The organism is Clostridium rhizosphaerae (assembly GCF_016765585.1).
GTDB lineage: Bacteria > Bacillota > Clostridia > Clostridiales > Clostridiaceae > Clostridium_AT > Clostridium_AT rhizosphaerae.
Map to the genome: position 1 here is coordinate 14739 of NZ_JAESWC010000025.1, position 23375 is coordinate 38113.

At 32.2% G+C, this 23375-nt stretch carries 24 protein-coding genes; 19 read left to right on the forward strand and 5 right to left on the reverse strand.

Features of this window, described 5'->3' with window-relative positions; translation table 11 throughout:
* Positions 1–22 precede the first annotated feature (22 nt).
* The 3 genes from JK636_RS23040 to JK636_RS23050 all read right to left on the reverse strand — a co-directional run bounded on the left by JK636_RS23040 (position 23) and on the right by JK636_RS23050 (position 4357).
* The gene (locus tag JK636_RS23040) at positions 23–2257 is read right to left on the reverse strand and encodes an EAL domain-containing protein (protein ID WP_202751366.1); all 2235 of its coding nucleotides are present in this window, start codon (positions 2255–2257) and stop codon (positions 23–25) included.
* A gap of 324 nt (positions 2258–2581) precedes the next feature.
* On the reverse strand, positions 2582–3487 hold the full coding sequence (locus JK636_RS23045; protein ID WP_202751367.1) for a metallophosphoesterase: 906 nt from the start codon (positions 3485–3487) through the stop codon (positions 2582–2584).
* Positions 3488–3520: 33 nt separating this feature from the next.
* Positions 3521–4357: a DUF4474 domain-containing protein gene (locus JK636_RS23050; protein WP_202751368.1), complete on the reverse strand. Its 837-nt coding sequence runs from the start codon at positions 4355–4357 to the stop codon at positions 3521–3523.
* Positions 4358–4544: 187 nt separating this feature from the next.
* Here JK636_RS23050 and JK636_RS23055 point away from each other — a divergent pair, with 187 nt between their 5' ends.
* The 5 genes from JK636_RS23055 to JK636_RS23075 all read left to right on the forward strand — a co-directional run bounded on the left by JK636_RS23055 (position 4545) and on the right by JK636_RS23075 (position 6883).
* Complete coding sequence (locus JK636_RS23055) at positions 4545–4826, forward strand: hypothetical protein (protein ID WP_202751369.1); 282 nt, start codon at positions 4545–4547, stop codon at positions 4824–4826.
* 219 nt (positions 4827–5045) lie between these two features.
* Positions 5046–5603: a DsbA family protein gene (locus JK636_RS23060; protein ID WP_202751404.1), complete on the forward strand. Its 558-nt coding sequence runs from the start codon at positions 5046–5048 to the stop codon at positions 5601–5603.
* A 122-nt stretch (positions 5604–5725) separates the two neighbouring features.
* Positions 5726–5983, forward strand: a complete 258-nt coding sequence (locus JK636_RS23065) for a cupin domain-containing protein (protein ID WP_202751370.1) — start codon at positions 5726–5728, stop codon at positions 5981–5983.
* Between the two features lie 26 nt (positions 5984–6009).
* Entirely contained in the window at positions 6010–6555 is a 546-nt protein-coding gene (locus tag JK636_RS23070; RefSeq protein ID WP_202751371.1) for a flavodoxin family protein, read from the forward strand.
* A 175-nt stretch (positions 6556–6730) separates the two neighbouring features.
* Positions 6731–6883, forward strand: coding sequence for a DUF5670 family protein (locus JK636_RS23075; protein ID WP_202751372.1), 153 nt, complete (start codon positions 6731–6733; stop codon positions 6881–6883).
* Positions 6884–6947: 64 nt separating this feature from the next.
* Here the strand turns inward: JK636_RS23075 and JK636_RS23080 are convergent, their stop codons facing one another.
* A complete protein-coding gene (locus JK636_RS23080) occupies positions 6948–7499 on the reverse strand; it encodes a GNAT family N-acetyltransferase (RefSeq protein ID WP_202751373.1) in 552 nt (183 codons plus the stop codon).
* 330 nt (positions 7500–7829) lie between these two features.
* Between JK636_RS23080 and JK636_RS23085 the strand changes: the two genes are divergently transcribed.
* From JK636_RS23085 to JK636_RS23095, 3 genes are all read left to right on the forward strand, one after another.
* Complete coding sequence (locus tag JK636_RS23085; protein ID WP_202751374.1) at positions 7830–8591, forward strand: MerR family transcriptional regulator; 762 nt, start codon at positions 7830–7832, stop codon at positions 8589–8591.
* Positions 8592–8838: 247 nt separating this feature from the next.
* Positions 8839–9615 (forward strand): helix-turn-helix domain-containing protein, encoded by a 777-nt coding sequence (locus JK636_RS23090; protein WP_202751375.1) that lies wholly within the window; start codon positions 8839–8841, stop codon positions 9613–9615.
* 325 nt (positions 9616–9940) lie between these two features.
* Positions 9941–11239 carry a sensor domain-containing protein gene (locus JK636_RS23095; RefSeq protein WP_202751376.1) on the forward strand — a complete coding sequence of 433 codons (1299 nt, stop codon included), beginning with the start codon at positions 9941–9943 and terminating at the stop codon, positions 11237–11239.
* Positions 11240–11254: 15 nt separating this feature from the next.
* Here JK636_RS23095 and JK636_RS23100 read toward each other — a convergent pair whose 3' ends face one another.
* Positions 11255–11440, reverse strand: coding sequence for a hypothetical protein (locus JK636_RS23100; protein ID WP_202751377.1), 186 nt, complete (start codon positions 11438–11440; stop codon positions 11255–11257).
* A gap of 160 nt (positions 11441–11600) precedes the next feature.
* Here JK636_RS23100 and JK636_RS23105 point away from each other — a divergent pair, with 160 nt between their 5' ends.
* The 11 genes from JK636_RS23105 (at position 11601) to JK636_RS23155 (ending at position 23355) form a co-directional block, all read left to right on the forward strand.
* On the forward strand, positions 11601–12218 hold the full coding sequence (locus tag JK636_RS23105; protein WP_202751378.1) for a TetR family transcriptional regulator: 618 nt from the start codon (positions 11601–11603) through the stop codon (positions 12216–12218).
* Complete coding sequence (locus tag JK636_RS23110; protein WP_202751379.1) at positions 12215–12961, forward strand: HlyD family secretion protein; 747 nt, start codon at positions 12215–12217, stop codon at positions 12959–12961. The genes JK636_RS23105 and JK636_RS23110 overlap by 4 nt, the downstream gene beginning before the upstream one ends.
* Before the next feature lie 5 nt (positions 12962–12966).
* Complete coding sequence (locus JK636_RS23115; RefSeq protein WP_202751380.1) at positions 12967–13755, forward strand: ABC transporter ATP-binding protein; 789 nt, start codon at positions 12967–12969, stop codon at positions 13753–13755.
* Positions 13752–14882 carry an ABC transporter permease gene (locus JK636_RS23120; protein ID WP_202751381.1) on the forward strand — a complete coding sequence of 377 codons (1131 nt, stop codon included), beginning with the start codon at positions 13752–13754 and terminating at the stop codon, positions 14880–14882. Before JK636_RS23115 ends, JK636_RS23120 begins: the two co-directional genes overlap by 4 nt.
* 24 nt (positions 14883–14906) lie before the next feature.
* Complete coding sequence (locus JK636_RS23125) at positions 14907–15842, forward strand: helix-turn-helix transcriptional regulator (protein ID WP_202751382.1); 936 nt, start codon at positions 14907–14909, stop codon at positions 15840–15842.
* Positions 15843–15916: 74 nt separating this feature from the next.
* The gene (locus JK636_RS23130; protein ID WP_202751383.1) at positions 15917–16171 is read left to right on the forward strand and encodes a zinc ribbon domain-containing protein; all 255 of its coding nucleotides are present in this window, start codon (positions 15917–15919) and stop codon (positions 16169–16171) included.
* Between the two features lie 265 nt (positions 16172–16436).
* Positions 16437–17849 (forward strand): cysteine--tRNA ligase, encoded by a 1413-nt coding sequence (gene cysS, locus JK636_RS23135; protein ID WP_202751384.1) that lies wholly within the window; start codon positions 16437–16439, stop codon positions 17847–17849.
* Positions 17850–18170: 321 nt separating this feature from the next.
* Positions 18171–19856 carry a type 2 periplasmic-binding domain-containing protein gene (locus JK636_RS23140; RefSeq protein ID WP_202751385.1) on the forward strand — a complete coding sequence of 562 codons (1686 nt, stop codon included), beginning with the start codon at positions 18171–18173 and terminating at the stop codon, positions 19854–19856.
* Between the two features lie 151 nt (positions 19857–20007).
* On the forward strand, positions 20008–20970 hold the full coding sequence (locus tag JK636_RS23145; RefSeq protein ID WP_202751386.1) for an ABC transporter permease: 963 nt from the start codon (positions 20008–20010) through the stop codon (positions 20968–20970).
* Between the two features lie 73 nt (positions 20971–21043).
* Complete coding sequence (locus JK636_RS23150; protein ID WP_202751387.1) at positions 21044–21940, forward strand: carbohydrate ABC transporter permease; 897 nt, start codon at positions 21044–21046, stop codon at positions 21938–21940.
* A 29-nt stretch (positions 21941–21969) separates the two neighbouring features.
* Positions 21970–23355, forward strand: coding sequence for a hypothetical protein (locus JK636_RS23155; RefSeq protein ID WP_202751388.1), 1386 nt, complete (start codon positions 21970–21972; stop codon positions 23353–23355).
* The last annotated feature ends 20 nt before the right edge of the window (positions 23356–23375 follow it).

Consider the following 23375-nt stretch of genomic DNA (forward strand, 5'->3'; position numbering starts at 1 on the left):
AAAATTATTGTACTGCCTCATTTTACTTACTCATATTTAAAAAACTAATTACTTCTTCTTCAGGAAGGGGTTTTGATAAAAGATATCCCTGCATTTTATTGCAGCCTGCAGATTTTAAATAAGCTAGCTGAGTCTTATCCTCTATACCTTCAGCAACAATACTAAGACCCATCTTATGGCCGATGAATATTATAGAACTTACTACTGATTCTGTAAGGTTATCCGTGACTACATCGTCTATAAAAGATTTATCTATTTTAAGAGTATTTATAGGCAGACATTTCAAGTAATTTAATGATGAATATCCTTTTCCAAAGTCATCAAGTGCAATATCAAGACCTAAGTCTCGAAGCATTCTAAGTTTTTCTATATTTGTATCAATGTTTTCCATAAGCACTGTTTCTGTAATTTCTAGCTCTAAATAATTTGAAGATAAGCCAGTTTCATTAACAATTCCCATAACTATATCTGGAAAGTTATTTTGAATAAGTTGTACTATAGAAATATTAACAGATATTTTAAGATCCTTAAAACCCTCATTGTGCAGTTTTACGAGAAATTCGCAGGCTGTTTTAAGTACCCATTCACCAATAGGCATAATTAAGCCCATTTCTTCTGCTACTGATATAAATTTATCGGGAGGAACTCTGCCAAGCTTTGGGTTGTCCCATCTAATAAGAGCCTCCATTCCGGTTATTTTACCTGAAGTCAAATCTAGCTGAGGCTGATAATATAATTTAAATTCATTATTTTTAAGAGCTAATTTAAGATTATCTTCAAGATTAATTCTATATAAAAGACTTTTACTCATCTCTTCATTATAAAAAGTGAAATTATTTCTTCCATAAGATTTAGCCTTATACATTGCTGTGTCAGCATTCCTTAAAAGAACTCCTAAATTATCTCCATCCTTTGGAAACATGCATATGCCAATACTTAATGTAGAACTCACAACTATTTCATCTATTTTAAAGGGATCATTAAAAGTATCAATTAAACTTTTTCCGATGATTTCAACATTGTTTTTCGAATCTATGTTAGTAAGTACTATAATAAATTCGTCTCCGCCAAGTCTTATTAAATTGTTTTCTTCAGGGCATATTTTAGCTAATCTTTCAGCTGTATTTTGGAGAAGGACATCACCAGTATTGTGACCAAAAGTATCGTTTATAAGTTTAAAATTATCCACATCAATAAATAGTAGAGCACCTTTATGACCATTATTAATAGTTGTATTTATAATTGAAGCTGTATTTTCATATAGATACAATCTGTTTGGGAGACCTGTCAAAGAATCGTAGTACGCATTATAATGAAGCTGCTCTTGATACATCTTTAGTTCTTCGTACTTTTCTTTAAGCATATTTTCGTACTGAGTTCGTTCAGTAATTACTTTTTTTCTGAGTGATCTTATATAACGCTGAGCAACTATATGAAGTATAAGCAGGATAATAATTAATATGATACCTAGCGCTACATATTTTTCTTTCTGATTTTGCTTATATATTTTTGAGTGATAGAAAAAATACTTCTGGTAAAGTTCTTCGTAAGCTCCGGATCTATGAAGATCTTCAAGTCTTTTATTTATATAATCCACCAATTCAGGGTCAGCCTTGTTTACTCCATAGCACACCTGCTGTGGAAATAGATCACCAACTTGCTGTATAATGTCATTCTTTAGATCCTTAGTTGTAATATAGTAATTAACTACCTCTTGATTTTCAAATAATACATCAATTTGCCCCTTAGCGAGAGCGTCAACTGCTTGGCTTATGTTGTCATACTGTATGTAATTCGTTAATTTAAGATTATTTCTTAGTATGTTCTCAGAATACTGAGCTTTGCCAACGCCAACTGAATATTTGCTTAGGTCATTCAAAGTTACCCTGTTAAATCCATTCCTTGTATAAATTGATATATAAGTGTCTAAAACTGTATTTGAGAAAAGTATATCTTTTTTTCTTTCATCATTTACTACCATAAGTCCTGTTGTATCAATTTCTCCGGCCTTAAGTCTTTCATAGATCTTATCCCAGCTGTCAGTAGAAATAGAAAGCCTGTAGTCCTCATTTTTAAAAATAAGGTTAGTAAGTTCAATATCAAAGCCTGATATTTGATTGTTATTCATATATTTGTAAGGGGGATAATTTACTTCAGGCTGATATTTTATTTCTTTTACATCTGCCTTAACTGAAAAGGATTGCAGAATAATGATACAGAAAAAAAGAATAAAGACATATTTTCGATAGCGCTCCATTTAAATATCACTCCAATTTTAATTTGAAATCAAGAGTTTAATTTTTATAATTATACATTTAAGAATATTATAAACTATTAGACATAAATTTACAATATATGTGTTCTTTCGTCAAAAAATTAACATTAGAAATCTAGTTTTGAATTTTTACATAATTGTTTAGTTAATAGTTTTAATTGAATACTTAGTTTTCAAAATATGAAGGAGTTTATAAATTTTATATGAGTTCAGATATGTTAAACGAATTATACTATGTAGCATTTGCTGCTCGTATACGAATAACGAGCAGCTTGTACAATATATAAAATAAATAAGCAACTAAAATTACTTAGGTTTTAGAGTATTAAAATAATCTACTAAACTTCTGGGCCCTGCAAGTATTTCCTTACCAATAAATAATGTGCCATCTCCCTTTGCTTTAACATTCCATTTAACAAGCATGATGCTGCCCTCCATAATCTCAATTGCTGTTATGAAACGAGGATGAACTGTGCTTCCAGCATTAAAGTATGGTATCTCGCCTACTTCAGGAAATTTGGCTCTATGGGTATGGCCTGCAATAAGCATAAGCTTTTTTTTCCTTGCCCAATTAGTAAGCTTTTTTTCCACGGCCTCTTTTTGATCATAGTTTTTCGCTGTATTTGTTGGATCATTAATGCCTAATGCAGAAAGTGGTTCCCATAAGGTTTTGCATAAAAATCTACCTAATTGCCAACGCTTATCATTTATATATTGACCTTGATGACCGTGTATTAAAAGTATTTTACCATTGGAGGGTGTATATCTTAAAACTAATCCCTCATGAACTTTTATACCTTTAAATAAATCGATAGTTTTATTTTCATGCTCATCATAATACTCGTACAAATTATTTTTTACAAACTGGATACTTCTCTTTACAATATCGTGATTTCCAAAGATAAGGTGAAGCCTTCCTTCATTGTAGAACTTGGACAGACATTTAAAAATACTGTTATATTCTTCTTTAATATCAGAATAGTTGCCGTTTTTCCATAGCTCATCCCCATCACCAATTTCTATATAAGTGAAATTTTCATTATAATAATTGTTTATAGCAACAAAATAAAGATTTTCGTTTTTAGAGAAGGCATCAGATAAGCCTCCGTTGCCTCTATGACAGTCGCTTATTAAAACAATTTTTGAGGAATCATTAAAAGGTATTTCTTCGGCGGTTTTAAAAACTTGAGATATACGTTTTGATGTTTTCATTTTTTCACCCCTAAAAGGTCAAAACTTTTTAAACTAATGTTTCTTTCGCATAACTGCTTTAATATTTTTATATATTTCTGGTGCTTGTACCATAACGACTATTATTTTATCAGTTAATCTGTTGAATGGCCTAGTGACATCTTGGTACTTATCGCATAAATACTGATTTTTTACTTGTATAGCCCAGTCTGTTAATTTTGTTCGTGTAATAGGTTGAGGTGAATGGGGTTTTTTAAAGGTAAATCCCACGGTGGTTTCATTTATTTGAATCTCGTTTTGCAAATACCCGGCTCTTAATACTGATTCTACAAATGCATTGCACATTTCTTTATCCTTTAATGTAATACGAACATCCATTGTTAATTCGGAAGGCTTTGAAAATTCACCTAGTTTAAATCCTGTTAGCCACCAATGAGTTTCTTCTCTTTGGAAAAGAGGTTGTCCATTTTTCTTTAAACAAACGTATATCTTTAAAATTTCCTCATCGCTTGCACAATGATAGAAAAGATTTTTATATATGAGAGGTACAAATAAGTTTGCCCATTCAGATGTATAAACTCCTATCTCACAGCCCGTAGTCATATCGTATTGGCCCTTCCATAATTCAATCAGCCACCTCTTTTCTTTATATTCAAAGTAAAATGGTTCGCAGTCTACAATCATTCCTGTAGGTGCTGCGGATTCATCATACAAACGGCAGTATCCCATTTTTCTCTGCCAGGCGTCCATAGTGGAGTAGAACATGTCTTGAGTTGGATCGTAAGCATATCCAAAGGTTTCTATAGTCTTGTCCAAAAAATCCTTGTCTTTAAGATCTTTATTGTTCCTTATTCGTGCAATAGCAATTAAGGTTTTTAAACCTAAGAACACAAAAATTACCTCCTTATTGAATGTTTTTGTATATAATATTCTCTATGTAATAATTGTGTTAAAGGTAATATACTAGAACTTTTGCATTGTATACAGCTAAAATAAAGCTTATTTCAAGGATATTATAATAAAGTTATCAACATTTAATAAAAATATCATATAGTGGAAATGGGAAAGGAAGGTGTTAATGATGAGTTTTTTTAAGAACCTAGGCGAAACAGTAAAAGATACTGCTTCTACTATTGGAGCAAAATCTATGGATGTATTAGAAATAGGCAAACTAAAATTACAACGAAATAAGCTTGAAAGTGTTATCAAGGACAAGAAGTTTGAAATTGGAGATACAGTTTATGAAGATCATAAACGTAATGCAGCGCCTGATGCAGATAAGCTCATAAAGATATTTGATGAAATTCAAGATATAGAAAATCAGATTTCTGAGCTTGATGAAAAGATTAAACAGCTGTAGACATTATAAATTAAAGAAATATATAATATAAAAGCCTTGAAATTTTGATTATAAATTCTCAGAATTCAAGGTTTTTATATTGCTGTAAATTTATGCATTTGTACTATCATATCTGTATATATTATGATAATAATAATATTAAGTCTTTATTAAAGGAGGTTTTTATAAATGAGACACAAATTTTTAATTTTTTCAGATTACATATGACCTTTTTGTTATATCGGCAAAGGAATTGTCGACAAACTTAAGGAAGAATTCGATATTGAGGATGATTGGCTTCCATTAGAAATACATCCGGACACTCCTAAAGAGGGAATGGCACTTACTAAAAGATTTCCAGCAGCTCAGCTTAATAGAATGATTGAAAATTTAAAGGCAGCTGGAAAGCAGTATGGAATTCAATTTAATGAGTTTACTATCTTGTCTAACTCACATATGGCATTAGCTGCAGGGGAATATGCTAAAGAAATGGGTAAATTCCATGAGTTTCATGAGGAAGCTTTTAACTCGTATTTTACACAAGGTAAAGATATTGGAGATATAGAAATTATTTCTTCAATAGCTGAGAAGGTGGGACTTGACAGCAGGGATCTATTAAAAAATATACAAGAAGGAAAGTATGATAACATACTTGAAGAAACCCAGCAAATAGCACATGAGAATGAAATAAACAGTACACCAACTTTTATAATAGACAACAAATATGCAGTAGTAGGAGCTCAGGCTTTAGAAAGCTTTAGAGAGGCTTTAATGCAGATAGAGAGGGAACAGAAGTAGAATACACAGTAAACTACGTAATGTAGGATGTGTTTAAAAACCGGTAGTTACATAATAATTTTCAGTGATGATGAAGATATAAAATAATAGCTTAGACATACTTAAAGGAGGGGCATAATAAAATGGATTTAGAAAATATAAAAAACTCAATTGTAACTAATGTGTATCACATTCCTGCAGACAAGAAGGTGGCGCTTCATAAGCATCCAACCCATGATGAAGTTTTTTACTGTATAAAAGGCGAAGGCTTTGGAGTATTAGAAGACAAGGATATTGAACTTAAAGTTGGGAAGGCGTTTATAGTACCTGCTGGTGTTATGCATGCTTTAAGATCAGATAGCGAAATATATGTTACTTCATTTTTAATACCTAAGGTATAACAAAATTAACACAGGTGGATGAAACAATGAAAGTTATGGTTATTACAAGCAGTCCAAACAAGGATGGGCTTACTGAAGCCTGTGGAAATTCTGCAAAGCTTGGCGCTGAAGAAGCTGGTGCTGAAGTTGTTATGGTTGATTTAGACAATATGAAAGTAGGCCAGTGTCATGCCTGTGGAAATGGGTGGGGACCATGCCTAAACGTAAATCAGTGTCAGGTTAGAGATGATTTTCAAGATTTACATAATTCCCTTAAGGATATGGATGCATTTGTATTCGTTACTCCAGTTTACTGGGGAGATATGAGTGAATCTGCCAAGGCTTTCTTTGATAGATTAAGAAGATGCGAGGCATGGAAAAAAGAGAAGGGATATCTTCAAGATAAACCTGTTATAGCTGTTGCGGCAGCAGGAGGCAGCGGCAATGGTACAATATCCTGCTTAACTTCCATGGAAAGACTTTTAATGCCTGTAAAAGCTGAAAGGTTTGATTATATCAGCATAACTAAAAAAACTAGAAGCTTTAAATTAAATACAATAAAAGAAAGTACAAAAGCTATGCTAACAAAATAATATAAAAATAGTATGTCTTATTTCAGGTATACTATTTTTGTAAAAAGAATAAAACACTCTAGATATTTTTCTAGGGTGTTTTATTCGTATCTAGTATTTGACAAACAATTACTATATGTAGATAATATTCATAAATAATGTATAAAAAAAACTAAGAATTAAGGAGATTAAGGTAATGGCATTTTTACGATGGATAGGCGGGGTAGTCGTATTTTTCTGGGTGCTTGGGCTTGTTTTAAGACTGGCAGGCAGACTTTTGAACCTATTATTAATAGTTGCAGTTATTGTTTTTTTAGTTGATTTTTTATTTGGCAGAAAGAAAAACTAAGAAATCACTACTATAATTTAAGGGTAGGCAATCAAAATATGCCTACTCTTAAAAGTTATATTATCTATACATTTTCATTTAACAAGACCATATGTATATGGTCTTCCCATTTGCCGTTAATTTTAAGGTATTTATAAGCTAAACCCTCATTATAGAAACCTAACTTTTCAACTACTCTTAAAGATCGTTTGTTTTTAGGCATAATATTAGCCTCAATTCTATGAAGGCCAAGTTCATTAAATACAATATCAATTCCTTTTTTTATTGCTTCTGTAATGTACCCTTTATTTAGTTCTGCTTCATCTAATTTGTATCCAAGATGGCAAGATAGAAAAGCACCTCTTACAATATTATTAAAGCTTATGGTTCCTATTGTTTTATCAGGTTCAGTTTTCTTGAAAATCCAAAACCTCAGCCCTATACCATTATTAAAATTAATTAAATCATCATCTAGCCTTTTCTCATGGTATTGAACTGTGTAAAAATCTTTTGGTCCTCGTGCTTCCCATTCTTCCAAAAAAGTTTTGTTTCTTAAAAAATAGTCTAAAACTATTTGTGCGTGGGATTTATCAAGTATCTTTAGTATAAGTCGATCTGTTTCATAAATTTGATTCATTAGAAGTACCTCCTAAATTTATATGGAGAACACTATATCTTTGAAATCCTAATCTATCTTAGGTGAAATGCGAATATATAAAAATTATAGCATTACTATTTGTTAATTCCCAATAATATAAGATAAAATATTATAAAAGGTTGTTGACATTAACGCAGCGTAAAGGTGTATATTTATTTCATCAGGAGGCTCAATACTTGAAAATCAGCAAGTGCATTGAATAAATATAGGATGCTTAATGATTGATAATCATTAAGTGCGTAAAAGGAATACAGGAGACTTGAGGATTAATAATCCTCAAGGGCAGTATAAGGAATGCAGGAGGGTATCATGGAATATACAATTCAAAAGCTAGCAATGCTCGCTAATGTAAGTACCAGAACTTTAAGGTATTATGATGAAATTGACATTCTTAAGCCGGCAAGAATCAATTCATCAGGATATAGAATTTATGGCGAGAAAGAAGTTGATAGACTTCAGCAAATTCTTTTTTACAGAGAGCTTGGTGTGAGCTTGGAAGAAATTAAAGAAATAGTAACCTCTCCATCCTTTGATGCAGTAAGAGCACTGAAAGAACATCGGGAAAAGCTTCTTGATAAAAGAAAACAATTGGATACGCTTATTGAAAATGTGGATAGAACAATTGGAGTTAAGGAAAGAGGGATTACAATGAGTGATAAAGATAAATTTAAAGGCTTTAAGAAAAAGTTAATTGAAGATAATGAAAAAAAATATGGTAAGGAAATCCGTGAAAAATATGGTGACGAAACGGTTAACAAATCAAATGCCAAGCTCAATAACATGACTCAAGAGGAATATGATGAAGTGACTAAGCTTGGTGAGGAAGTTTTAAAAACTCTTAAGGATGCTTTTAAAACAGGGGATCCTGCAGGAGAACTAGCTCAAAAGGCTGCAGATTTGCATAGACAGTGGCTAAGTTTCTACTGGGACAGTTATAGTAAAGAAGCTCATGCGGGTGTTGCTCAGATGTATGTAGCTGATGAAAGATTTACAGCTTATTATGATAAAGAGCAACCAGGAACAGCAGAGTTTTTAAGAGACGCAATATTTATTTATACGGGAATGAAATAGCATGATGCCTCCCATAGGGTAAGTTCGAATAGAATTTACTCCATGGGAGGTATTTTTAATCTAGTTTTTCACTATATAGTGAAAAACTAGAGATAAACGGAGATAGAACGTGAAATATTATTGTAAACATGTAATTTTCAATTATTTTCAGATAAATACATATATTTGAAACTTGATTATATATACCCATAGATATACAATTAAATTGTCACTAGATAGTGATAATTTAATTAGGGAGTGAAGATATATGAGCAATATTTCTATTATAACAATGGAAAACAGAAGGCTCTATCCGGCACAGGTATACAATAGTGAAGATAAAGAATTAATAAATACAATAGTAAGCATTGACGGTATTTATGATTTACTATATAGAGGGCAGAAAATATTAGTTATATCGAATCAATATGACCAACAAGGTAATAACCTGGAAATCTTTTACGGTCAGCTGGAAAAGGAAGATATAAAATGTATATTTAATATTAGTGAAGAAGAAAGCAATAGAGAACTTAACTCAGTTATGACTTTATCAGAGGCAGCAAGAAAATGGGGACTATCTGATGGCTCAACTATTAGAAAGGCTATTGAAAGAGGCAAATTTGAAAAATATGAGATAAAGCAGGCTGGGGATGTATGGATTACAACCTATTCAGCTATGGAAAGAGTTTTTGGAGATATAAAAAATGAAGAAGATGCATTCATTATATATGACGATTTTTTATATTATATATTTAGGCACTATAATAGTGATGCATCATTTGATTATCTTAAAGGGGAATATCTTGAGAAGAAAATAAAAGAAAATGAAGAAGCATATCAGTATATAAAAGAAGTATTTACTAAAGCTTTAAGTGCAATAAGAGATAATCGTAATGTGATTTTTAAGAAAAAGAGAAATAATAAAGTGATGATGGTAATGTGCACAGAAAAAGAATTGTTTCACTATGTAGAATATCTTCCATTTAGAAGAATGATGTCGTCAAAAAGATGTCAGCAGCTGTTAGAAGATTTGAGAGATGTATAGAGGTAAGAATATTTAGAAGGTTGTCAGTCAGTATTGCTAGTGGAAGATTTATTGAAGAGATTCTGCTATAAAATAGAGCATTTAGAAGGTGGTCTATGTGTAAAAATAATATTGAGAAAGTGCGAGGAATTAAATTCTCGCACTTTTTGTATTTATTTTAAGTATACGTAATATTAAGGAAGACTTTAACAAACTAAAGTTGTAGCTTGTATATTTCAAAATTGACATTTATATGATAAAATTAATTTAATGAATTTTATGCCAAAATGAAAGATATTTTGTCTTAGTATGCAAAAAAATCTGAACTATACAGGATGATAAAACTATGAAGATGACTAACAGCTACTTAAAAATACAACCTAGCAGAGATTTTCCATTAGAAGATAAAAATTTTATTAATAATGTAGTTGATAATTCAAATGTAATAATACATATTTGGGATTTAAATGAAAACTTGATACTATTTAATAGATTCGCTGAAATAATTACAGGTTATTCAAAGGAAGAAGTGCTGGGAAAAGGGTGGAGAGGAACCTTAATAACCGATGATATCTGCCATAATATGAGCGATTTGTTTGACAACGCTTTACTAGGAGAATCATTGCCGCCTCATGAGGCAAAGCTGCTCACAAAGAATGGAAATATAATTGATATACTTTGGATCAATAGTCTTCTCTATGAGGATAAAGTTGATATACCTACTTACATTATATCTATAGGTATAAATATAGGAAGCAGTATAGAAGGATCTATACAGTCAGCAGGCATGGCATTAAGTGCAGCAAAAGAATTTGGAAATAACATTTTTGCATTTTATAATTCAGGGCTGCATCACGAAGTACTGGAAAAGCTTAGTTTTACTAATGAGTTAAAAAAAGCAATTAACAATGGTGAATTTTCAGTTGATTTTCAACCACAATACGATATAACTAAAAATGAAATGTTAGGACTTGAAGCATTAATCCGTTGGAAACATGAAAAAAACGGATTTATTTCGCCGGGGATTTTTATCCCTTTGGCTGAAGAACTCGATATGGTGATTGAAATAGATATGTGGATTATAAACAAAGTTTTCAGTCTTGTAGCTTACTCGGATTATTTTAGAGATAATGACATATGTGTAAGTATTAACTTGTCAGCAAAGCATTTTGAAAAGGATAATTTAGTTCATGATATAAAAAGACTACTAGATAAATATCCCATTTTACCAAAACGAATAGTATTTGAAATTACTGAAAGCTCTCTCATAAAGGATACAGATCATGCTATAAGCATTCTTAATAGTTTAAAAAGTCTTGGAGTAAGGATAGCCCTAGACGATTTTGGCTCAGGGTATAGCTCTTTAAACTACTTGAAGAAACTACCTATTGATATTATAAAACTTGATAAGTCTATAATAGACGAAATTGTTGATAGTTCAGCTGGAAATATAATTTTTAATTCCATTATAGAATTAGCTAATAAATTGAAACTTATAACTGTTGCAGAAGGCGTAGAAACACAAGAACAGCTTCAATTGATTAGAGATAGTAATTGTAAGATTGTTCAAGGATACATTTTATCTAAGCCTGTTAGCATTAATGAAGTCTTTAAATTAAATATTTTTGAAAGAAAGGACAGCTAAGCTTAGCTGCCTTTTTTACTTTCCTAGAATCTTTGCTATCTCTTGTATAAGATTACCTTTCTCATCAGTGTCGAACCTATCATTTCTAAAGTATTTCTCAACAACTTTTTTAGCAATTTCACTTCCGCTTTCCTGAGAAGCATGCTTCATAACAATAGCCTGATTAATTAAGCAGTTATAAACCTCATTAGAAATTATCATAGCAATCCTCCTATACATCTTATTAGGAAATTAACAACTATCAATTGAATATTTCATCTAATTCTTATATTACCCTTGCTTTTAGTAAATATTAGTACTAAAATAAAAGTGAGTAATCACTCATTTTAATTATTGATAAATACTGAAAGGAGTTTTGCTAGTGGCACGTGGAGATAGAGAAGAAGAAATAATAGAAGCAGCGGTTAAGATTTTTTCAGAAAAAGGATTTAGTGCTGCAACTACAAGTGAAATTGCAAAAGAAGCTGGAATAGCTGAAGGCACTATATTTAGATATTTTAAAACTAAAAAAGATATTTTAAGAAAAGTTATGATTAAGCTTGTGGAGGTGATGGGGGAAAGGATAATGACAAGGAGACTTGCTCAAATTTTTGAGGTAAATAAAGATAAAGATGAAAAAGAAGTACTCAAAATATTATTAAAAGATAGATTCGATGTTGCAGTAAAATATTGGGACATGATAAAGGTAGTTATGACCGAAGTGCAATATCATGAAGATTTAAAGGAAGCCTTGATCAAAAATATAATAATCAAAGGAAAGAGTATTGTAGAATTGTTTTTTCAACAGGGGATAGAGAAAGGAAGATTTAGAAATATAGATACAAATATAGTTATAAGATCGTTAATCGGCATGATGGGCCTGTACGTTATACAAAAGCAAATAATGCCTGACTTAGTCACTGTGGAAGAGGATAAGCAGCTGGATATAATGATAGATCTATTTTTAAATGGTTTGTATAAAAGGGAGGAAGTTTTATGATTAAGAAGATATTTTCACTCATTACTGTAACAGTATTATTACTGAATTTTTCAGGATGCAGTTTAAAAGGTGAGGAAAAAAGCAATAAGTATACGGCAACAGTTGAAGCTGAGAGTTTTTATATTCCAGCAGAGATTTCCGGGAAGATAGAAAATATATCAGTTGAGCAGGGAAAGGAGATAAAAGCAAATCAAGTAGTTGCACAAATTGAGAGTAAAGGGCTTGAAATACAGAAGCAGCAGGCAGAAGCAGTCCTTAACATTGCTAAGCTTAAAAAGGATGATTTGCCAAGCAAGGCAAGCAGCAAAGTTAAAGATCAGGCTGAGGAGGCTGTTAAGCAGGCTCAGGCTTCAGTTGACCTTCTTAGTTTGCAAATAGAAAAAACAAAGGTAACCTCAGCCAATGATGGAGTAATATCTGACGTTTTCCTTCATAAGGGAGAAATTGCTTCACCTGGTATGAATATCGCAAAGGCAATAAACTTAAAAACCAGATATGTAAAGATATATGTGGAAGAGGAAAAGAGAAATGAGATTAAGCTAAATAGTAATTTTCCAATTTATTATAATGGCAAAGATTTAGGACAGGGAAAAGTAATATATATTTCCCCAGAGTCTGAATTTACTCCTAAGAATGTAGAGAAAAAAAGTGATAAGGAAAAGACGGTTTTTGAAGTTAAACTTAAGCTTGATGACAATACCACTTTAATGCCAGGTACTATGGTAGATGTGGAATTGAGGTGATATCTATGAATGCAATATCAGTAAAAAATTTATCTAAAAGCTTTGGAGACTTTAAGGCGGTAGATGATATAAGCTTTGAGGTTCCAAAGGGAAAAATCTATGGCTTTTTAGGTCCAAACGGATCAGGAAAGTCGACAACTATTAGAATGCTATGCGGAGTGCTTACCCCTACATCAGGTACAGCTGAGGTACTTGGGTATGATATAAAAAAGGAGTCTGAGAAAATAAAGCAGAGTATAGGCTACATGTCACAAAAATTTAGCCTTTATGAAGATTTGACAGTTAGTGAAAATCTAGATTTCTATGCCGGAGTTTATGGACTTTCAAAGAAAGAAAAAGAAGAAAGAAAAAAAGCTATAATAGCTATGGCAGGACTAAACGGAAGAGAAAAAAATATAACTAAAAACCTTTCAGGAGGCTGGAAGCAAAGGCTGGCGCTTGGTTGTGCACTTATCCATAAACCAAAGCTTCTTATTTTAGACGAACCTACAGCAGGAGTAGATCCAGTATCCAGAAGGATATTTTGGGAAATGATTTATTCCTTAGCTAGAGAAGGCATCACTGTTTTAGTAACTACTCACTATATGGACGAAGCTTCAAGCTGTGATCTCCTATGTTTTATTTTTAATGGAAAGATAATGGCTGCAGGTTCTCCAAAAGAACTTATAGAAAAAGAGCAGGTAGGAAACCTCGAAGATGTTTTTATAAGATATGTTGAAAGATCAACTAATCAAAAAATAGAAGCCTCCTTTGAAGAACTGAAAACTATTGTAGGAGAGGGGGAGGAAATATGAAGCTTCAGAGATTTTGGGCAATAGTAAAAAAAGAATTCATCCAGATAAAAAGAGATAAAGCGAGCTTTGGTATTGCTATAGGTATGCCTATTATGATGATGCTATTATTTGGATATGCAGTAGCTACGCAGCTTGAAGATATATCAACAGTAGTACTTGACCAAAGTAATACAGCTGAAAGTCGTGAACTTATTAGGAGCTTTCAAAATACTCTTTATTTTAAAATACAAGGAAATGTAAATAATTTAGAAGATATGGAGCAGAAGATAAACAGTGGAAAAGTTCATGCAGGGATTATTATACCTCCAAATTATTCTGAAAAACTTTTGAGTAGAGAAAGACCAAAGGTACAGCTTATAATTGATGGCTCTGACCCTACTACCGCAAAAACAGCTTTTTCAAGCGGAGTAATGGCCGGTGAAAAAAGCGGAATGAAGACAATGGCTGGTCTGTCTGAGAAATTGTCACAAAATATAAATACTGGTGGTGTTGAGGTATCCACTAAGGTATTGTATAATCCAAGTCTTAGAAATCAGAACTTTACTATTCCAGGCTTGGTAGGACTTATAATGCAAAATATAACTGTACTTTTAACTGCTTTTGCATTAGTAAGAGAAAGAGAAAGAGGTACTATAGAGCAGCTTATTGTAACCCCTATAAAATCACATGAACTTATATTAGGAAAGCTTTTACCTTACGTATTAATAGGTTTTTTAGACTTTATTTTCTCTCTTGCCTTAGGGCTTATATGGTTTCAAGTTCCTATAGCAGGAAGTCTTGGATTGCTGCTATTTTTGGGAGCAGGCTTTGTAGTTTGTGCACTTGCCATAGGCATTCTTATATCTACAGTATCAAAAACTCAGCTTCAAGCTATGCAGCTTAGTGTGCTTATTATACTTCCAAGCGTGCTTTTATCAGGATTTGTTTTTCCAAGAGAAGCTATGCCTAAGTTTATACAGTATTTAGGCTATGCACTTCCTTTAACCTACTTCCTAAATATTTTAAGAGGAATAGTAACAAAAGGAGTGGGCATGGAGTATTTGCTTAATGATGTATCATTATTATTTGTGCTTGGCCTTGTACTGCTTATAATAAGTATGATAAGGTTTAAAAAGAAGCTTGATTAAGCATGAGAAGGTTATGGTGATTGTATGAAGGTTGAGAGGCTGCTGGCAATAGTTATGCTGCTTATGAATAAGGATAAGATAACAGCAAGTGAATTGGCTGAGTATTTTGAGGTGTCAGTAAGAACCATAGTTAGGGATATGGAAGCCATAAATATGGCAGGAATACCTATAGTGGCTCATCAAGGTAAAAATGGAGGCTTCAGTATATTAAAAAACTATAAGGTTGATAAAAATTTTTTGACACCTGATGAAATAGCATCTATTTTAAGAGCGCTAAGTGGAGTAAATAAAGCTTTAAGTGATAAAAGTGTTAATAATATTATGGAAAAGGTTCAAGGACTGATTCCTAAGGATAAAATAGAGGATATAAATAAAAGGTCTCAGAAGTTGATTATTGATATGACACCATGGGAGAGATATAATCCTCAGGAAAAGAAGGTTGCTCTTATAAAAGAAGCATTAGAAGGAAGAAGAGTTATATCCTTTAAATATATCAGTTCAAATGGATCAATTTCTGAAAGGTTAGTTGAGCCCATATCTTTGGTATTAAAACTATATAGCTGGTATATTTACGGTTACTGTAGAGCAAGAAATGACTACAGACTATTTAAGGTTTCTAGAATGAAAGATTTAAATATGTTAGAAGATGCCTTTGAAGAAAGAGAAGGAAAGGTAGAAGAATTTCCTTGGCAAAAAAGTTTTAGCAGCGGTTTTCCTCAGCATATAGTTATGAAGTTTAATCCCACAGTAAGGAACCGAGTAGAGGAGTATTTTGATGAATCTTCCATAACCTATGATGAAGCAGGCAATCTAATAGTTAGCGTAAACTATCCAGAAGATGAATGGGTATACAGCATGATTTTAAGTTATGGAAGTGAAGTCGAGGTTGTTAAACCAAAGCATATTAGAGATATAATTAGGGAACGGGCTTTAAAAATATCAAATATTTATAATAAATAATTATAACATGACATAATGCTGTCATATTTAACCCTATATAATTAGATTATAAAACATATAGGGAGGAAAACATTATGGAAAAATTATTTTGTCAAAGCTGCGGAATGCCAATGAATGAGGAGGTTCTGGGTACAAACACCGACGGAACTAAAAATACCGAGTATTGTATTTACTGCTACAAGGAAGGTGCATTTACTTCTCCTAATGCTACTTTGGAGCAAATGATTGAGGAATGCGTTCCATTCATGAAGGAGAACGGCATGGAAGAAGCTGAAGCAAGAAGACTATTAAACGAGCAGCTTCCAAAGCTTAAGAGATGGTCGAAATAATTAGTTTAAATTTTTAGAATATTTATATGTACATTTTCCTGAAAGATGGTATATAATGTGTATATATCATTTAGAGGAGGTCAATCAAAATGAAATGCTGTTGCTGTTGTTATTTAACTAATTTAATATTAGTAAGTTTAAATAGCAACAAGTCTGCAATTTTATTGAGATAGCCTTATAAGTTTAATTTTAATTAGCATTATAAGCTGCAGGTTTTTGCCTGCAGTTTTTATTTTTTGTTAAGAAAGATAGGGAGGTAATATTAATGAAGTTTTCGGTTTATAACACGTTAACTGGAAAGAAGGAAGAAATAATACCAGTAGAAGAAGGGAAAGTAAGACTTTATACCTGTGGACCTACAGTATACAATTATGCGCATATAGGAAACCTACGAACCTATATTTTTGAAGATGTTCTTAAAAAGTCATTAGAGTATATAGGCTTTGAAGTAAAGCACGCCATGAATATCACTGATGTGGGACACTTGGAGTCCGATTCAGACAGCGGTGAGGATAAGATGGCCTTAGGCGCAAGCAGAGAAAAGAAAACAGTATGGGAAATTGCAAGGTTTTATGAGGAAGCTTTTTTGAAGGATTGCGAGCTTTTAAATATAAAAAGACCTTATGTTGTGTGCAGAGCCACAGAACATATTGAAGATATGATTAAGTTTATACAATTGCTTGAGCAAAAAGGCTTTACTTATATAGCCAACGGTAATGTATATTTTTCTATTGAAAAGTTCCCTGACTATACTAAGCTTGCAAACCTAAGCATAGACGAACTTAAGGCAGGAAGCAGGGTTGAGGTTGATCCTCATAAGAAAAATCCAATGGATTTTGTACTTTGGTTTACAAACTCAAAATTTAGTAATCAAATAATGCAGTGGGAATCACCTTGGGGCAAAGGATTTCCGGGATGGCATATCGAATGTTCAGCAATGTCAATGAAGTATCTCGGTGACAGAATAGACATACACTGCGGAGGTGTTGACCATATACCTGTGCACCATACAAATGAGATAGCACAATCAGAAAGTGCTGTAGGACATAAATGGGTAAACTATTGGATGCATGGTGAATTTTTAGTGTTTGATAACGGCAAAATGTCAAAATCAAACGGAGGTTTCTTAACTGTTTCAAAGCTTATTGAAAAAGGCTTTAGTCCATTAGATTACAGATATTTTTGCCTTCAGTCTAAATACAAGAAACAATTAGTTTTTAGCTTTGAAAGTTTAAAAGAGGCTCAAAAGTCGTTCAGTAGACTAAAAAGCAAAATTAAAGGAATACTGGAGAGTAAAAATGCTGAAGATATGCTTAATGAAGATAACATTAAGAGCTACCAAGCTAAGTTTGCTGAGCAAATAAGTGATGATTTGAATATAGCAAATGCGTTTACAATATTATCAGAGGTTATAAAGGATGAGGCTTTAAATAATTCCGAAAAGGTATATTTAATTGAAGATTTTGATAGGGTATTTTCTCTGAACTTAACCGAAATTAATAATGCAAATGAAAATTTAAGCGTTGATGATACTTATATTAATAATCTTATCCAGGAGAGAAATCAAGCTAGAAAAGAAAAAAACTGGGCTAGAGCAGATGAAATTAGAAATATTCTTTTAGATCAGAATATTGAACTTATCGATTCAAAAGAAGGCACTGCTTGGAAGGGAAAATAAGGCTATAAAACTATAGTAACATAAAAATATTGACTTGCCTGATAAGGACAAGTCAATATTTTTTTATTTAAAAAGATTTTATAACTAACAATCAAACATATACTTCTAACATTAATTCATTTTAAACAAGTGCGTTCCTATCATATAATTTAAATATACTAGAAAAGAAAATTTTAAAGTTCCGCGGAACAGCACTATCAGTATAATAAGCTGCTGCAGCTGGCTTATTTACTACATCAAATTGACTATAATTTAATTTTATGAATTACTTGATATAATACTTGTGAGATTTTGAAAAAAATAATAATAGGGGGAAATAACATGAAAAAAAGACATTTAGTTGCCCTGCTAGCATGTATTTTCATAACTTCAACACTTATAGGATGTAAAAAGGATACTGTTTCTACAAATAGTGAATGGAAAACTAAAGGGACTAATGAGTATGGATGGGCGATTCCAGAAAAAACTGTAGAAATCAATTTTTATGCTAAGGGCAAATATGATCCTGAAAAATCTAAAACAAGAACTGAACCTCTAGAAAAATACGTATTAGATAACTTTAATGTTAAATTAAATAAAATCGTTTACAATCAAGATGGTGACGAAAGGTTTAATTTATCATTAGCTTCTAATGATTATCCCGAAGTAATAACAGGACTTAGCAAGGGAGATGTAGAGAAGTTAAAGGAGCAAGGAAAAATAAAAGATTTAACACCTTATATAGATAAGTATGGTGAAAGTATCAAAAAAGAATTGGGAGATTTATATAGTAGATATAAAGATAAAGATGGCAAGGTATATGCATTACCATTTGGATGGGGAATGCTTCCTATACCTGATTATTCAGCACATATTAGATGGGACTGGTATCAGGAAATAGGAGCTCCTAAGTTTGAAACTCCTGAAGAATATTACGATGTATTAAAGAAGATTGTGGAAAAACATCCAACAAACTCAAAGGGACAAAAGGTATATGCACTATCTTGGGATAATGACAATTGTTTTATATCTACAGCAAATGCTTCATCAACTGGTTCTGTACCTGCAGCAGCAGGTATATGGGGGTTAAAGGAAGGCTATAAGGAAGACAGCAGCCACAATTTAACACATTGGGTAAATACTCAAGAAGGATTAGATTTTACTAAGTTTTATAATAAAGCCTATAGAGATGGAATGTTAGATCCAGATTCATTCTCAAATAAATTTGAGCAATGGAAAACAAAAGTTTCTGATGAGAGAGTTGTAGGTCACATTGGAGCATGGTGGGAAACTTGGAATGCAGGACATGAAGTGTGGCAAAAAACAAACAAAAACTGGACTGAAGATCAAAGATTTGTACAAGTTTCATTAAAATCTTCTAATGCTGAACAGTCGTATCTATCACCAAAAGATACAACAGCAGGCGGATATACTGTTATAACAGATAAAGCTAAGGACCCAGAAGCAATAATGAGATTCCTTAATTTTGCTATTACGCCAAATGGTACAAGATTATTTGCTTGGGGAATTCCAAACCTAGATAATTCTAATTGGAATTTTAAAGATGGAAAGTGGAGCTTTAATGAAAAGACTAAACAAGAAATAATTAATGCTACTTATGATTATAAAGCACATGAGCCGCTTGGATCAAATTACTTGTGGTTAGATCATACTGGTGGAGTTATTAGTGATGCACCTCAAACAAATATTTGGATTGATCAATGCTTTAATGATCAGGCAAAGTGGAAGAAAGTTATGAATGATAACTTAAAAAATACTATTTATGATAATTCAGCTATGGATCAAATTGGATTCTTACCAGATAATCCTGTAACAGTTATTCAACAGCAAGTTGATGATATTGTCAGAAGCTATTGGGCAAAAGCTATTTTGAGTAAGACTGATGCAGAGTTTGACCAAAATTATGCAGAATTGAAGAGCAAGGTCCAAAAAGCAGGTGTAGATAAGCTAGAAAAATATATGACAGAACAATATAAGAATAATTTAAACAATTGGGGTAAGAAGTAATATTGTTAATGAGAAGGGAGACTGCCCCCTTCTCTTTTTAATAAAATGCAAAAGGCAACCTGCGAGAGGAAGCGAACATCTTAGGTACCAAGTGCTCGATGGGGAGAGAACAACTCAGGCTGCCTAGTGTTTCGAGTGAAAGGAGAAAATAATGAGCAATCAATCTATACAGACAAGAAACTTACAAGTCAAAGAAGAGAAGAAATTAGATAAAATAATAAGAACATTTAAAAGAGAGAAACACATATGGATGATCTGTATTCCAATAATAATATGGGTTCTTGTATTCGCTTATTATCCCATGTATGGAATGTTAATAGCATTTTTTCACTATACTCCGGGAAAAAGCATTTTTGCCTGTGACTGGGCAGGACTATTTTATTTTAAACAATTTTTTAGCGCGCCAGAGTTCTTTAATGTTCTGAGAAATACTTTGGCTATAAGTGGATTAAATCTTTTATTTGGATTTCCAGCGCCAATTATACTTGCATTGCTAATTAACGAAATAAGCAGTAAGTATTTTAAGAAAACTATACAAACCGTGTCCTATTTACCATATTTTATTTCTTGGGTAGTTACAGCAAGTCTAATATATACATTTTTGAGTACTGATGGATTATTACCAGTTATTCTTCAAAAGTTTGGTTTGCTGCACAGAGAAATATCATTTTTGGGAGAAGGTAAGTATTTTTGGACTATAATTACTTCAGCGAATATATGGAAAACTATTGGGTATTCATCCATTCTTTATCTATCCGCCATTGCAGGTATTGATAAAGAATTATATTCCGCTGCGGAGGTAGATGGAGTAAACAGGTTTGGAAAAGTATGGCACATAACTTTACCTGGAATAAGAGGCACAATAATAGTACTTTTGATACTTCAAATAGGAAGCATTTTAAATGCAGGCTTTGAGCAGCAGCTTCTTTTAGGCTCACCTCAGACCAGAGAGTATTGGGATGTAATTGATACCTATGCATATAGATACGGTATACAATTAGGAAGATATTCATATGGTATGGTAGTTGGATTATTTAAATCAGTTATTGGTCTTACACTTGTATTTTTGACAAATCGTCTAAGTAAGAAGTTTTTTGACATATCAGTAATGTAATAGTATTTTTGTTTGGAGACCATGATGATTGATAATCATTATGAGTAGTATAAGGAAAACTAGGGGGTATAAAATGGAACTAAGACATTATAAAAAGAGCTTAGGAAGCAAAATATTTGATATTTTTAACATTATTTTCATGATATTACTAATTATTATAATGCTATATCCTTTTATAAATCAATTGGCCATTTCTTTTAATGATAGTACTGATGCAATTAAAGGAGGAATATATCTTTGGCCTAGGAAAGTTTCTTTTGAGTCTTACAAATTTATATTTTCTCAGAAGTCTATGATTAAAGCCACATTTATTTCTATAGCAAGAGTAGTAGTTGGAACAGCTACAAGTGTAATAGGAACTGCACTTTTGGCATATGTGGTAACTATTAAAGGATTTTCAGGAAGACAATTCATGAGAAGACTCTTTGTTATAACAATGTATCTTAGCGGTGGATTAATTCCTTTTTATCTATTGATGCTTAAATTACATTTAACAAATACCTTTACTATATATTGGCTACCTAGTATTTTTAGTGCTTATAATATGCTTATTATTGCCGCATATATGCAGGAAATACCTAATGCACTAAGTGAATCAGCAAGAATAGATGGCGCAGGAGAACTTACAATATTTTGGAAAATAATGTTTCCTATATGTATTCCGGTAATAGCAGCAATATGTGTTTTTAACGGTGTTGGACATTGGAACGATTGGTTTACAAGCGTGGTTTATAATCCATCTGGAAAGTGGGATACCTTACAGGTATATTTAAGAAGAGTTTTACTAGAAACAGAGGCATTAGAAAAAATAAGAGACCAGCAGATTGCATCCACACAATACTCTTCACTTACACCAAAGACAGTGCAGGCTGCTATAACAATGATTGTAACAGTTCCAATTGCAATGATATATCCGTTCTTCCAAAAGTATTTTATATCAGGAATAACAATTGGAGCTGTTAAAGAATAATTTTACTTAAAATAAAGGAGCATTAAGTTATGGAGTTAAATAGAGTTTCTATAAAATCTTCTAATGCTAAGCTTGTTGAAGGCTTTAACTGGGCTAAAGAGAAGGCCTTAAAATATGTTAATACAAATGATCCTGTAGGGTTATGGTACGAGGCATCACTTCCGGGAAGAGATGCCTTCTGCATGAGGGATGTTTCTCATCAAAGCACAGGTGCGCAAATACTTGGACTAAGTTCATTTAATAAAAATATGCTGAAAAAATTTGCTAAAAATATCAGTAAGTCAAGAGATTGGTGCAGCTATTGGGAAATAAACAAATATAATTTGCCTGCTCCGGAAGATTATAAAACCGATGATGACTTTTGGTATAACCTACCTGCAAACTTTGATGTTTTGGATTGTTGCTATAGGCAATACCTTTGGACAGGAGATTTAGATTATATTAATGATCCGGGTTTCTTAAACTTTTATGAAAGAACTGTTAAGGATTATGTAAAGTGTTGGGATATTAATAATGATGGTTTTTTAGAGTATAAGGGAGACTGCATTTACAGAGGAATTCCTTCATACCTTGAAGGTCAGGTTGGAGTTGATAAAATTATATCCGCATGTGATATGCTGTCTGCACAGTACAGGGGGTATTTATCTTATTCTAAAATACAGAGGCTAAGAGGAAATAATTTAGAAGCAAAAGAACATGAAGAAAAAGCAGAAAATGTAAAACGTATGTTTAATACTAAGTGGTGGAATGAAAATAAAAATAATTACAATACCTTTATTTTAGAAAATGGAGAGTTTTATGGTGTTTCTGAAAATGATGCAGAAAAAAGCGGGCACTTGGTAACAACTCTACCTTTATATTTTGATATTGTTGAAGGTAAGCAAAGAGTTGATAATTCTATTAAAGTACTCTTAAGTTGTAAGAATATAAATGTTGAAACAGAATCTCATTATCCAGAGGTGTTATACAAATACGGCTTTGATAAAGAAGCATATGACTTTATAATGGATTTAGTAAGCCCTTTAAAGAAGAGAAGGGAATATCCCGAGGTATCTTATAGTGTTGTTGGCAGTATTATTACAGGTATGGTTGGGATAAAGCCGGATGCAACAAAAAAATTAATTGAAAGCACCCCAAGATTAACAGAGGATGTAGAATGGATTGAAATTGACAATATTCCTATATTTAATAATGAAATTTCAATAAAGTGCGTAGGAAATAAAGAAGCAGTATTTATAAACAAAGGAAAAGACACTGTACTTTGGAAGGCCGTATTTTCCACTAATTCTAATGAATTTATGATAGATGGGACAAAAGTCAAAGCACAAAAAGAAGAAAAAAGTGATGGAAGTAAATGCTCGTATGTGGTAATACCAGTGCATGAAAATGAACAGCATCATGTGAAGATTATCTGATTTATTTAGGCTAATTCTAT